General features: G+C 70.2%; 11 protein-coding genes and 1 pseudogene. 9 read left to right on the top strand and 3 right to left on the bottom strand.

The window, feature by feature from the left end; all coding sequences use genetic code 11:
* Positions 1 to 302: 302 nt before the first annotated feature.
* Positions 303 to 557, top strand: a pseudogene (locus JEQ17_RS50715) (RNA polymerase sigma factor); the annotation flags it as partial.
* Between the two features lie 292 nt (positions 558 to 849).
* On the opposite strand, the gene JEQ17_RS50095 reads toward JEQ17_RS50715, so the two are convergent.
* Both JEQ17_RS50095 and phoU read right to left on the bottom strand, forming a co-directional pair.
* On the bottom strand, positions 850 to 1,002 hold the full coding sequence (locus JEQ17_RS50095) for a hypothetical protein (protein WP_234048304.1): 153 nt from the start codon (positions 1,000 to 1,002) through the stop codon (positions 850 to 852).
* A 124-nt stretch (positions 1,003 to 1,126) separates the two neighbouring features.
* Positions 1,127 to 1,804, bottom strand: a complete 678-nt coding sequence (gene phoU, locus JEQ17_RS21385; protein WP_200396728.1) for a phosphate signaling complex protein PhoU — start codon at positions 1,802 to 1,804, stop codon at positions 1,127 to 1,129.
* A 352-nt stretch (positions 1,805 to 2,156) separates the two neighbouring features.
* Here phoU and JEQ17_RS21380 point away from each other — a divergent pair, with 352 nt between their 5' ends.
* On the top strand, positions 2,157 to 3,434 hold the full coding sequence (locus tag JEQ17_RS21380) for a sensor histidine kinase (RefSeq protein ID WP_143639563.1): 1,278 nt from the start codon (positions 2,157 to 2,159) through the stop codon (positions 3,432 to 3,434).
* Positions 3,431 to 4,111, top strand: coding sequence for a response regulator transcription factor (locus tag JEQ17_RS21375; protein WP_033322296.1), 681 nt, complete (start codon positions 3,431 to 3,433; stop codon positions 4,109 to 4,111). Before JEQ17_RS21380 ends, JEQ17_RS21375 begins: the two co-directional genes overlap by 4 nt.
* A gap of 84 nt (positions 4,112 to 4,195) precedes the next feature.
* Here the strand turns inward: JEQ17_RS21375 and JEQ17_RS21370 are convergent, their stop codons facing one another.
* The gene (locus JEQ17_RS21370; RefSeq protein ID WP_200396727.1) at positions 4,196 to 4,891 is read right to left on the bottom strand and encodes a copper chaperone PCu(A)C; all 696 of its coding nucleotides are present in this window, start codon (positions 4,889 to 4,891) and stop codon (positions 4,196 to 4,198) included.
* A 736-nt stretch (positions 4,892 to 5,627) separates the two neighbouring features.
* On the opposite strand from JEQ17_RS21370, the gene JEQ17_RS21365 reads away from it, so the two are divergent.
* From JEQ17_RS21365 to JEQ17_RS21340, 6 genes are all read left to right on the top strand, one after another.
* On the top strand, positions 5,628 to 6,110 hold the full coding sequence (locus JEQ17_RS21365; RefSeq protein ID WP_003953493.1) for a CarD family transcriptional regulator: 483 nt from the start codon (positions 5,628 to 5,630) through the stop codon (positions 6,108 to 6,110).
* 345 nt (positions 6,111 to 6,455) lie between these two features.
* Positions 6,456 to 7,208, top strand: a complete 753-nt coding sequence (ispD, locus tag JEQ17_RS21360; RefSeq protein WP_200396726.1) for a 2-C-methyl-D-erythritol 4-phosphate cytidylyltransferase — start codon at positions 6,456 to 6,458, stop codon at positions 7,206 to 7,208.
* Complete coding sequence (gene ispF / locus JEQ17_RS21355) at positions 7,198 to 7,728, top strand: 2-C-methyl-D-erythritol 2,4-cyclodiphosphate synthase (RefSeq protein ID WP_200396725.1); 531 nt, start codon at positions 7,198 to 7,200, stop codon at positions 7,726 to 7,728. The genes ispD and ispF overlap by 11 nt, the downstream gene beginning before the upstream one ends.
* 300 nt (positions 7,729 to 8,028) lie before the next feature.
* Positions 8,029 to 9,426, top strand: a complete 1,398-nt coding sequence (gene cysS, locus JEQ17_RS21350; RefSeq protein WP_200396724.1) for a cysteine--tRNA ligase — start codon at positions 8,029 to 8,031, stop codon at positions 9,424 to 9,426.
* Positions 9,427 to 9,548: 122 nt separating this feature from the next.
* Entirely contained in the window at positions 9,549 to 10,505 is a 957-nt protein-coding gene (gene rlmB / locus JEQ17_RS21345; RefSeq protein ID WP_200396723.1) for a 23S rRNA (guanosine(2251)-2'-O)-methyltransferase RlmB, read from the top strand.
* Positions 10,506 to 10,698: 193 nt separating this feature from the next.
* Positions 10,699 to 12,366 (top strand): DoxX family protein, encoded by a 1,668-nt coding sequence (locus JEQ17_RS21340; protein WP_234048303.1) that lies wholly within the window; start codon positions 10,699 to 10,701, stop codon positions 12,364 to 12,366.
* Positions 12,367 to 12,393: the final 27 nt, after the last annotated feature.

The raw sequence follows: 12,393 nt of genomic DNA, 5'->3' as shown, positions 1-12,393 counted from the left end.
GGTCAAGCTCGGAGCACCCGGACCGACTCGATCCCCGATCTCAGCGTGGCACGACGTCACCAGGTCGGCATTCCGAGGCCGGGGCACGACTTCGTCCGTCTCGAACTACGGATCACAGGGTCGTGCGAGGGGGAAGGCCCGGTCGGCCCCGTGCGAGCGCCTACCGCGGTGAGCCCGGTCCGCTCTCATCCTGTCCCTGAGTTCTTGGACCCGGAGGAGTTGGCGCCCGGAACCGATGCAACGGTTCGCGGTCGGTCGGCCGACCAGGGGGTGAAGGGACCGTCGACCACTTGGAGGTACGGGTGCCCTTGATACCTGAACGGGCCGCAGGGCCCGGGCGATGGGCGAGTCGGGCCGCGCCGCCGCGGGCGGACGCCGCCGGGTTCGCGCTGTTCCACGAGGAGAACTTCTACGCCGTGCTCGGCTTCGTGACCCGGCGTACGAGTCGTCCGCAGGTGGCGGCGGACCTCACAGCCGACTTCTTCGTCCCCGCGCTGGAGACCGCCGGCCAGTACGACCCGAAGCGCGGGGCGCCCTACGCCTGGCTGTACGGCATCGCCCGCGACGGCGGCAGCCACCACTGCCGCGGTGATCGTGCCGACACCGGGCGGCTCGCCCGCGTACGGGCGACGGCTCGGTCCGGGCGACGACGGACTGGCTGGTGTGGAAGGCCCCGACCCGCAGCCTGCCGTGGAGGCCGGAGGAGCAGGCCGCCTCGCCGTCGTACGAGCGCCGGCGCCCATACGTACGAAAGGGCCCCGCACCTGAAGTGGGGCCCGTTCGCAGTCATTCGCAGTCAAACGTCGTACGTGATCGGCGGCGCCGGCGCGACCGTCCGCACCGGCGTGATCAGCCGCACTGGCACGGATTGCCGGACTGGCACCCGCATCCGCAGCCCGAGCCGCAGCCGCAGGCGCCGAAGAGCGGCAGGCTCTTGATCTCGGCGGGCTGTTCGGTGTCGCGTTCCTGGGTCGGGTCGGGCGTGGTGGGGGATTCGGCCATGGGTCCCTCCTCGAAGGCTTGTGCCTACACCCATTGCATGCCCACCCGGTCGGGCGCATCAACGGCGCACAGAGGCTCGCGCGCTCCCGCGACGATTCGATGCGCCCGCCCCACCGCCGGGGGCCTACGCCCCTTCCACCTGCGGTGCGGACTGGAGCTCGTCCGCGTGCTCGCCGGTCACCAGGTAGACCACGCGGTTGGCCACGGACACGGCGTGGTCGGCGAAACGCTCGTAGTAACGGCCGAGCAGCGTCACGTCCACGGCCGTCTCGATGCCGTGCTTCCACCGGTCGTCCAGCAGGTGCTGGAAGAGCGTGCGGTGGAGGAGGTCCATCGCGTCGTCGTCCTGCTCCAGCTGCAGCGCGAGGTCGACGTCCTTGGTGATGATGACCTCCGCGGCCTTCGCCATCAGGCGCTGCGCGAGCTGGCCCATCTCCAGGATCGTGGCGTGCAGGTCGTGCGGAATCGCGCGCTCCGGGAAGCGGAGCCGTGCGAGCTTCGCCACATGCTGGGCGAGGTCGCCGGAGCGCTCCAGGTCGGCGGACATACGGAGTGAGGTGACGACGATCCGCAGGTCGGTGGCCACGGGCTGCTGCCGGGCCAGCAGGGCTATCGCCCGTGCCTCGAGGTCGTGCTGGAGATCGTCGACCTTCTGGTCGGCGGCGATCACGCTCTCCGCCAGCTTCAGGTCGGAGTCGAGGATCGCCGTCGTCGCGCGACCGATCGCCGAGCCGACGAGCCGGGCCATCTCGACCAGGCCCTCGCCGATCGAGTCAAGTTCCTCGTGGTACGCGTCCCGCATCAGGGTGTCCCTCTCTACGTCTGCATTCGGGGGTTCAGGGGGCTAGGGCCTGTGTCGAAAGTGTCGTCTGCCGGGCTTCGGACGGACGGCGCCACTTTCGGCACAGGCCCTCGAACCCCACGCTCCCACGGTCCGGCCTGAACGCGTCGGTTTCCGCCCCCTCAAATGAACCATCACTGGCCCCCAGGTGAACTCTGGGCGACACTGCCTCTTCTCCCAGGTGGGAGGCGTATGCATCCCGCTCGTACGAAGTGAACCAGCATGGTCTCCAGGGTGAACTCTGGGCGACGAGTGTTCGAGTCCACCCTCGGACGGCTGTGACCGGGGCGTACGGCGTGCCTAACCTGGAGCCATGGACGTGAACGCGGCGGTCGCCGCAGCGGCAGCGATCGCCGGTGTACTCACCGGTGTCATCGCCATGCTGGCGTTCCGCTGGAGCGAGCGGGAACAGAAACGCCCCACCCGCACCTCCCTGCACACGGACCCGGTGCTTCCGCCGGGCGTGGACACGGTCCTGTCCGTGCTCCGCTCCTCCGCGGTCGTCCTCGACGAGGCCGACGCCGTGGTCAAGGCCAGCTCGGCAGCGTACGCCCTCGGTCTTGTCCGGGGCGGAAAACTGGCCGTCGAGCCGATGCTCCAGATGGCTCGGGACACCCGCAGGGACGGCGAGATACGGCAGGTCGAGCTGGATCTGCCCCGGCGGGGCACCGGCCGCGGCGAGGCACTCGCCGTGTCCGCCCGGGTGGCGCCGCTCGGCTCCCGGCTCGTACTGCTCCTCGTCGAGGACCTCACCGAGGCCCGCCGCATCGAGGCCGTACGACGCGACTTCGTCGCCAACGTCAGCCATGAGCTCAAGACCCCCGTCGGCGCGCTCTCGCTGCTCTCCGAAGCGGTCATGGGCGCCTCCGACGACCCGGAGGCGGTGGAACGCTTCGCCGGACGGATGCAGATAGAGGCGACCCGCCTCACCAACCTCGTCCAGGAGCTCATCGACCTCTCCCGGGTCCAGAACGACGACCCGCTGGAGGACGCCGAGCCCGTTCGTATCGACGAGCTGGTCGCCGAGGCGATCGACCGCTGCCGCCACCAGGCCGGCGCGAAGCAGATCACCATGGCCGCCGGCGGTACCGCCGATCTGAGTATCTGGGGCAACCGGGGTCAGCTGGCCGCCGCGCTGGGCAACCTCGTGGAGAACGCCGTCAACTACTCGCCCGCCCGCACCCGGGTGGGCATAGCCGCGCGCCGGGTGACCGCGCCCGGCGGAGACCTCATCGAGATCGCCGTGACCGACCAGGGCATCGGCATCTCCGACAAGGACAAGGAGCGCATCTTCGAGCGCTTCTACCGCGTCGACCCGGCCCGCTCCCGCGCAACCGGCGGTACGGGACTGGGGCTCGCGATCGTCAAGCACGTGGCAGCCTCGCACAGCGGGGAGGTCACGGTGTGGAGCTCCGAGGGTCAGGGCTCCACCTTCACCCTGAGGCTGCCGGAGGCGGGCGCGGCCCGCGACCGCGCGACCGACGACCAGACGCCCGGACTCGACGAAGACGACGAGACCGGTCAGACCGACGGGACGACCACCGTCTCATCCCCGTACGAACCGTTTTCTGCCCCGGAGGTCCTTCCGTGACCCGAGTGCTCGTCGTCGAGGACGAGGAGTCCTTCAGCGACGCTCTGTCCTACATGCTCCGCAAGGAGGGCTTCGAGGTCGCCATCGCGACCACCGGGCCCGACGGACTCGACGAGTTCGAGCGCAACGGCGCCGACCTCGTCCTCCTCGACCTGATGCTGCCCGGACTGCCCGGCACCGAGGTGTGCCGCCAGCTGCGCAGCCGATCCAACGTCCCGGTGATCATGGTCACCGCCAAGGACAGCGAGATCGACAAGGTCGTGGGGCTCGAAATAGGAGCCGATGACTATGTCACCAAGCCCTTCTCGTCCCGCGAGCTGGTGGCCCGTATCCGGGCCGTCCTGCGCCGCCGCGGCGAGCCCGAGGAGGTCACCCCGGCGGCCCTGGAGGCCGGTCCGGTCCGTATGGACGTGGACCGCCACGTGGTCACCGTCTCCGGCTCCAAGGTCGACCTCCCCCTCAAGGAGTTCGACCTCCTGGAGATGCTGCTGCGCAACGCGGGCCGTGTCCTGACCCGTATGCAGCTCATCGACCGGGTCTGGGGCGCCGACTACGTGGGCGACACCAAGACCCTCGACGTCCACGTCAAGCGTCTCCGCGCCAAGATCGAGCCGGACCCGGGCGCGCCTCGCTACCTGGTCACGGTCCGCGGCCTGGGCTACAAGTTCGAGCCGTAAACCGCTTGGGAGCGTTAGAGAGAACGGGTACGACGTAAGGGCGGGCCCCCTCCAGAGGGGGCCCGCCCTTACGTCGTACTGGTGTCAGTGGCCCGCGGCCGACTCCGAGGACGTCGCGCTCGACGAGGCGGCGGTGTCGGAGGGCTCGGAGCCCGCCTCGCCGGTCTCGCCCGACGCGGAACCGGACGGGGAGCCCGAGGGCGTCCCGCTCGCCGAGCCGGTCGGTGAGCCCGAACCGGAGGGCTTCGCGGACGGCGTCGTCGGGATCTCGGTCGGGCCCCACTTGGAGAAGTAGCTCTCGGCGGGCACGACGAACGCCTTCAGCGTCACGTCACCGGTCTTGCTGAAGGTGAAGGTGACCGGCTGCGCGTCGCCGTCCTCGAAGGCCTCACGGCTGCTCTCCAGTACGGCGGAGGCGTTGCCCTTGCCGCCGAGGATCACCGAACCGCCGGCCGGGATGGTCAGCGCCCCCGAGCCCTTCGCCGGCTTGAGCTTGGCGGGCGCGGAGATGCCCTCCACGGCGATGGAGTCGAGCGTCTGGGCGGTGGGGCCCTCGTTGAACAGGGTCGCGGAGACGACGGCGGGGCCTGTCGACTCCAGCTCGGGCTGGGTGACGACGACGGCACTCTGGATCTTGATGTCACCAACGCTGGTGGCGGCGTTGTCCGGCTTGATCTCCAGCGTCTCGGCCTTGTTGCCGGCACCGCACGCGGCGAGCGAGGCGACCGAGAACGCGATGGCGGCGGCGGCGAGTGTGCCGCGTCGAAGGCTGCTGCTCACGGCGGCGGCAACTCCTTGAACGTGGGCGAAGCAGAGCGGCTCCTGCATAAAGCCGCCCTAAGGGTCTGTCAGCGGCCTTAGGTTACCGAGCCGTTCCCGCGCCACCGCACCCGACCCGCCTCAAGCGGCCGGTGGGTGCGCTCCGGCCCGGTCGTGCCTCCCTTGTCACCGGGCCCGTCACCGGCCGCTCAACACACTCGGCGGTTCCATTGGGCGCACATTGGTCTGCCATTCACATAAGAAGCATCGGTAAGCCCCCCGTCCGGCTCTCGCGGAAATCACGTAAGGAATGCATGGCGATCCCGGAAATCGATCTTCGGCCGATGCCCGGTCGATCTTCCGGTGATCTTCCGTCGATCTCCGGTCGGCTCTCGGGCCGACTCTCGGGTCGACTCTCCGGCCGATCTTCGACGCGCCTTCGGTCGCCGTGATCAATTCCGGATTCCCCTCGTACTCGACTCCGCTCACCGAACGGAGTAGCGGAACGTGGGCTCTCGGAACCCGACAAATCTGGACGTTCAGGCACGTGAGCGGGGTCTCGGGGTGTTGTAACGTGCGCGTTTCCCTCCGCGTGGAGAGCCGCTCCGACCTGCGAATACCGTCCTCCGCTACCCCTCCGCAGCACGTTCATGTCGCGATTGTCAAGCCCCGAGATATGCCCTGACCTGCGAAAACGCCATTCAGAACACGCGGTTTCCGTGTTACCCTGGATAGCCACGGAAGGGGTACCTGTCACATGACGTTCAAGGTTGGCGACACCGTGGTCTATCCCCATCACGGGGCCGCGCTGATCGAGGCCATCGAAACTCGCCAGATCAAAGGCGTGGACAAGACCTACTTGGTGCTGAAGGTCGCCCAGGGCGACCTGACGGTGCGTGTGCCAGCGGACAATGCGGAGTTCGTCGGCGTACGTGATGTGGTCGGTCAGGACGGGCTGGACCGGGTCTTCGAGGTACTGCGCGCGCCGTATGCCGAGGAGCCCACGAACTGGTCGCGTCGTTACAAGGCAAATCTCGAGAAGCTCGCCTCCGGTGATGTCATCAAGGTCGCGGAAGTCGTCCGTGACCTGTGGCGTCGTGAGCGCGAGCGTGGACTCTCCGCCGGCGAGAAGCGCATGCTCGCCAAGGCCCGCCAGATCCTGGTGAGCGAGCTCGCCCTCGCGGAGAACACGAACGAGGACAAGGCCGAGGCACTGCTCGACGAGGTCCTCGCGTCCTGACGCCCGTCTGCGCTCTGATCGCTTTCTGACCAGAGGCGAAACGAGCGGTTCGGCGCAATGAAATGCCGCGGTGCCCGATGACGTATCCATTGTCGCCGGGCGCTGCGGCATGTTCGTACCCGGATACCTTGCTCTCGGTGCCCCAGAACATTCATTGCCGATGATTTCTCGGCGAACATTCACGGCCCCGATACTTGGTGTGCCGGGCCCGGGCAGCGGCTCGACCGGATGTCACGGAAGGGTCCGGTCAAGGCGTCGCGCCCGGCACTCCCCCAACCTTCGGTCGGGGGTACCACGCCCAGGCCATACCCACGTCGGCCGAGCATACAAACCTGACAGGAACCGATGTCTGACGATTCGCGCCCTTCGCCGTCCGGGGCCCGTACGGCGGCCGTGATTCCGGCCGCCGGCCGGGGCGTACGCCTTGGTCCGGGCGCTCCCAAAGCGCTACGCGCGCTGAATGGCACCCCCATGCTCATCCACGCGGTACGCGCCATGGCCGCGTCCCGTGCCGTCTCCCTCGTCGTCGTCGTGGCTCCGCCCGACGGGGCCGCCGAGGTGAAGACACTTCTCGACGCACACGCCCTGCCCGAGCGGACCGAGTTCCTCGTCGTGCCCGGGGGAGACAGCCGGCAGGAGTCCGTACGGATAGGGCTCGACGCGCTGCCGCCCGGGATCGACATCGTGCTCGTGCACGACGCGGCCCGTCCGCTGGTGCCCGTCGACACGGTCGACGCCGTCATCGAGGCCGTACGGGAGGGCGCTCCCGCCGTCGTGCCCGCGCTGCCGCTCGCGGACACCGTCAAGCAGGTCGAGCCCGCGGTCGTGGCCGGGGAGCCCGAGCCTGTCGTCGCCACGCCGGAGCGGGCGCTGCTGCGCGCCGTGCAGACTCCGCAGGGGTTCGACCGCGACACGCTCGTGCGCGCGCACGAGACCGTCACGGAGAACGTCACGGACGACGCGAGCATGGTCGAGCAGCTTGGGCTTCGGGTGGTCGTGGTGCCCGGGCACGAGGAGGCGTTCAAGGTGACGCGTCCCCTGGATCTGGTGCTGGCGGAGGCCGTTCTGGCGCGGCGGAGGTTGAACGATGGGTTCTGAAAGGTCTGAAGGGGCTGAGGGTTCGGGGGCTTCCGGAGGGCCTGTGCTGCCGCAGGTCGGTATCGGTACCGACATTCACGCCTTCGAGGACGGGCGTGAGCTGTGGTGTGCGGGGTTGAAGTGGGAGGGGGAGGGGCCCGGGCTGGCCGGGCACTCCGACGCGGATGTCGTCGCGCATGCCGCCTGCAACGCGCTCTTCTCCGCGGCGGGGATGGGGGATCTGGGGCAGCACTTCGGTACCGGGCGGGCCGAGTGGGCCGGGGCGTCGGGGGTTGTGCTGTTGACGGAGGCGGCGCGGATCGTTCGTGCCGGGGGGTTCACCATCGGCAACGTGGCCGTTCAGGTCGTGGGGCCTCGTCCCAAGATCGGCAAGCGGCGGGACGAGGCGCAGAAGGTTCTTTCCGCGGCTGTGGGGGCGCCGGTGTCGGTGTCCGGCGCGACCACGGACGGCCTCGGCTTCCCCGGGCGGGACGAGGGGCTGATGGCGGTGGCCACGGCGTTGGTGGCCCGGGTGGGCTGAGGGCTTTTTCTCGCCCCCGCCGCCCCTACCCGTCCCATCCCTGGGGGCTGCGCCCCCAGACCCCCGCCATCGGCCTGAACGGCCTCGTCCTCAAACGCCGGACGGGCTAATAGTCAGCCCCTCCGGCGTTTGAGGAGCGGGGGTTCGGGGGCGGAGCCCCTGAGTAAGTGACGGGAATGGGTAGGGGCGGCGGGGGCGAGAAAAGACCGGGCGGGTCGGCCTCGTAGTGGATGTCACGAATCGTGAGTCATGTGTCGGAAGGGTCTCGGGGCATACGTCGTCGCCCACTACCCTGGAGGGGTGACTATTCGCCTGTACGACACCAGCGCCCGGCAGATCCGTGACTTCACCCCGATCACGCCGGGTTGTGTCTCGATCTACCTCTGTGGCGCCACCGTGCAGGCGGCCCCGCACATCGGGCACATCAGGTCCGGCCTCAACTTCGACATCATGCGCCGCTGGTTCGAGCACCGCGGCTACGAGGTGACGTTCATCCGGAACGTCACCGACATCGACGACAAGATCATCAGGAAGGCCGCCGAGCAGAACAGGCCGTGGTGGTCGATCGGTTACGAGAACGAGCGCGCGTTCAACGACGGCTACACCGCACTGGGCTGCCTCCCGCCGACGTACGAGCCGCGCGCGACCGGCCACATCACCGAGATGGTCGAGATGATGCGCACGCTCATCGAGCGCGGGCACGCGTACGAGGCCGAGGGGAACGTCTACTTCGACGTGCGCTCCCTGCCCGGCTATCTGTCCCTGTCCAACCAGGACCTGGACGAGCTGCGCCAGCCCGCCGAGGACGGCGAGACCGGCAAGCGGGACCCGCGGGACTTCGCGATGTGGAAGGCCGTCAAGCCCGGCGAGCCGAGCTGGGAGACGCCCTGGGGCCGTGGGCGGCCCGGCTGGCACCTGGAGTGCAGCGCCATGGCCCACAAGTACCTGGGCCGCGTCTTCGACATCCACGGCGGCGGCATCGACCTGATCTTCCCGCACCACGAGAACGAGATCGCCCAGGCCAGGGGCTTCGGCGACGAGTTCGCGCACTACTGGGTGCACAACTCGTGGGTCACCATGAGCGGCGAGAAGATGTCCAAGTCGCTCGGCAACTCCGTACTCGTCAGCGAGATGGTCAAGGCGTGGCGGCCCATCGTGCTGCGCTACTACCTCGGCACCCCGCACTACCGCTCCACCATCGAGTACAGCGAGGAAGCACTGCGCGAGGCCGAGTCCGCGTTCGCGCGGATCGAGGGCTTCGTGCAGCGGGTGATGGAGAAGGCCGGAGCCGTCGAGCCCGCGGCCGAGGTCCCGCCGGCCTTCGCCGAGGCGATGGACGACGACCTGGGCGTCCCGGGGGCCCTCGCCGTCGTGCACACCACGGTCCGCCAGGGCAACAGCGCGCTGGCCGCCGACGACAAGGAAGCGGCGGTCGCACGGCTGGCCGAGGTCCGCGCCATGCTCGGCATCCTCGGTCTCGACCCGCTCGACCCGCACTGGGCGGGCGAGAGCGACCGCGGCGAGGACCTGCACGGGGTCGTCGACACGCTCGTACGGCTGGTGCTGCAGCAGCGCGAGTCCGCCCGTACGCGTAAGGACTGGGCCACCGCCGACGCCATCCGTGACCAGCTCAACCAGTCCGGGCTCGTGATCGAGGACGGCCCCCAGGGGCCGCGCTGGACACTCGGCCCGCGCTGACCGTTTCCTTGATCGATTGTGCCGCTCGGGTCTCCGGGCGGCACACTCGTAGACGCACGACATTTCACAGACACGTACACCACAGGCGTACGCGTGTACGCCTTCACACAGACAGGTAGGTCATGGCCGCTAACAACCGCCGCATGTCCGGCAAGAAGGGCGCGCAGGTCGGCAGTGGCGGCCAGCGACGCCGGGGCCTGGAAGGCAAGGGTCCGACCCCGCCCGCCGAAGCGCGCAAGGGACACAAGAAGAACCGCATCGCCGGCGCCGTCGCCAAGGCCAACGCGAAGCAGACCGTGCGCCGCCCGTCGCCGCGCGGCGGCCGGGGCGGCAAGGGCACGTCCGAGATGGTCGTCGGGCGCAACTCCGTCGTCGAGGCGCTGCGCGAGGGCGTCCCGGCGTCGATGCTCTACGTCCAGCAGTTCATCGACAACGACGAGCGGGTGCGCGAGGCTCTCCAGCTCGCCGCGGACCGCGGCGGCATCCACCTCATGGAAGCCCCCCGCCCCGAGCTCGACCGCATGACCAACGGCCTCAACCACCAGGGGCTCGTCCTCCAGGTCCCGCCGTACGAGTACGCGCACCCGGAGGACCTCGCGGCCGCCGCGTACGACGAGGGCAAGGACCCGCTGATCGTCGCGCTCGACGGTGTGACCGACCCGCGCAACCTCGGTGCCGTCGTGCGGTCCGTCTCCGCGTTCGGCGGCCACGGGGTCGTCGTGCCCGAGCGCCGTGCGGCCGGCATGACCGCCGGTGCGTGGAAGACGTCCGCGGGTGCGGCCGCCCGTACGCCGGTCGCCCGTGCGTCCAACCTGACGCGGGCCCTCGAGTCCTACAAGAAGGCCGGCCTCGTCGTGGTCGGGCTCGCCGCGGACGGGGAAGCCGAGGTCGGTGACCTTGAGGCCCTCGGAGGGCCCGTCGTCATCGTCGTCGGCAGCGAGGGCAAAGGGCTCTCCCGACTCGTCGGTGAGACCTGTGACTTCCGGGTGCGGATTCCCATGCCGGGTGGCACGGAGTCTCTGAACGCGGGTGTGGCTGCGGGAGTTGTGCTGTACGAGGCTTCGCGGAAGCGGGCCTAGTACGGGCTCGGCTGACGCCGGGTCGTGGTGATCCGCGGGTGCGCGGGGGCTGGTCGCGCAGTTCCCCGCGCCCCTTACGGGGCCCGGTTCCGCGCCCTTGAACGCGGTCCGGGGCGCGGCTGTTTGATCTTGACGGGGTCCGGACAGATCGGGCCGGTCAAAGCAGTGTCCTAAACACACGTCACTCGGTTAGATGAGTGTGGACACCAGAACACCCCGCACACCCACGGGGGACCGCTCGTTGGGATTCGACGACGCTCCCGCGCTGAGCATGGTGAAGGTGCCGAGCGATCCGGCGCAGGTCATCGTCAATCATGCGAGCTTCCGCGTGCAGCTGAACGCCGCCCCGCGGGCCCAGTCCCCGCGCGCCGCGCGGCACTTGAGCTCGGGCGAGGACACCGCGCGCATCCCCGTCGTCGGAACCACCGCAGGCACCCGCCGCCGCGCGCCCGTCGTCTGGAGCGGGAAGTCCGCCCCCGACGACACCGGCGCCACCCGGCTGTTGCAGGCGGTGCGGAGCACGAGTCTGCGGCACGGCGCCGAGGCGCCCGCCGGTGACGGCGGTGCGACCCAGGTCATCCCGCGCGTCGGCGAGGGCGGACCCCCCGGGTTCGACGTCGACGCCACCGTCGAGACACCGACCGTCCGCGGCCCCGAGACCCGCCTCCTGCCCCAGATGCGCAGCGCGGGCAGCGCGTACGAGGAGATCGACGAACGCCCGTACGCGGAGGGCGAGTTCGAGGACGACTCCTACGACGCCGACGAGTACCGGGACGAGGACGACGGCGCGCTCAAGCGGCACGGCGCCGCCCCCGTCCGGCACGGGTACTACCCCGGCCGCCGGATGAACCTCGGCGTCGTCCTGCTCCCGCTGCGCGTCTTCCTCGGCTTCATCTCCATCTACGCCGGCATGGGCAAGCTCTGCGACCCCGTCTACTTCGACGGCGGCAAACGCGGCTCCATGGTCAAGTGGCTCAACTCCCTGCACCCCTGGGAACTCGCCGAGCCACTGCGCCAGTTCGCCCTCGAACACCCCGTCGGCGCCGGACTCCTCATCGCCTTCTTCCAGGTCATCGTCGGCGTCCTCACCGTGCTGGGCCTGTGGCAGCGGGTCGCCGCGGTCGTCGGCGCGCTGCTCTCGGCGGCGCTGCTCCTCACCGTCAGCTGGAAGTCCGTCCCCGCCTACGACGCGCCGGACATCATCTACCTCGCCGCCTGGTCCCCGCTGATCATCGCGGGCGCCCCCGTCTACTCCATCGACGGCCGCCTCGCGGGCGAGGCCTGGCGCACGCTCGGGCCGCGCGCCGACATCTGGGAGCTGCGCAGCCGCGTACTGCGCCGGGGCGCGCTCGTCACGACCATCGTCGTCGGACTCACCCTGCTCATCGGCTCGTTGCTCGGCGGCGCCGTCCGTGACGCCGACCGCGTGGTCGTCCCCGGCCCCGGCGAGGCCCCGCGCAACGAACTGCCCGGTTCCCCGCTCCCGGAGGAGCCCGGCCAGCGCCGGGACAAGGAGAGCCCCTCGGCGGCCAACTCGCCCACCCAGGGAGCCACTTCCGCGAGCCCCTCGGGTGCCGCGACCACCCCGGGCGCGGCCCGCGAGACCGCGGGCGCCGGTGCCGGGCAGCCCAGCCAGACGCAGGGCTCCGGTCAGGCCCCGCCCCAGCAGTCGGCCCCGCCGCAGGCCCCCAGCACCAGCGCCGGTCCGTCCTCCTCGGGCGGTACCACCGGCGGTACGGGCTCGGGCGGCGGCTCCGGCAGTGGCGGCGGCTCCGGCTCCGGCGGGAGCACGGGCGGCGGCAGCGGTGGCGGCTCCGGCTCCGGCGGTGGCTCCGGGCTCGTGGGCGGCCTGCTGGGCTGACACCGCCCGCCGACAGGGCGGCACGGC

Origin of the sequence: Streptomyces liliifuscus, assembly GCF_016598615.1 — a bacterium.
In the GTDB taxonomy this organism is placed as follows: domain Bacteria; phylum Actinomycetota; class Actinomycetes; order Streptomycetales; family Streptomycetaceae; genus Streptomyces; species Streptomyces liliifuscus.
Note: the sequence above shows the minus strand (reverse complement) of the source record. Positions and strands in the feature narration are given on the sequence as shown.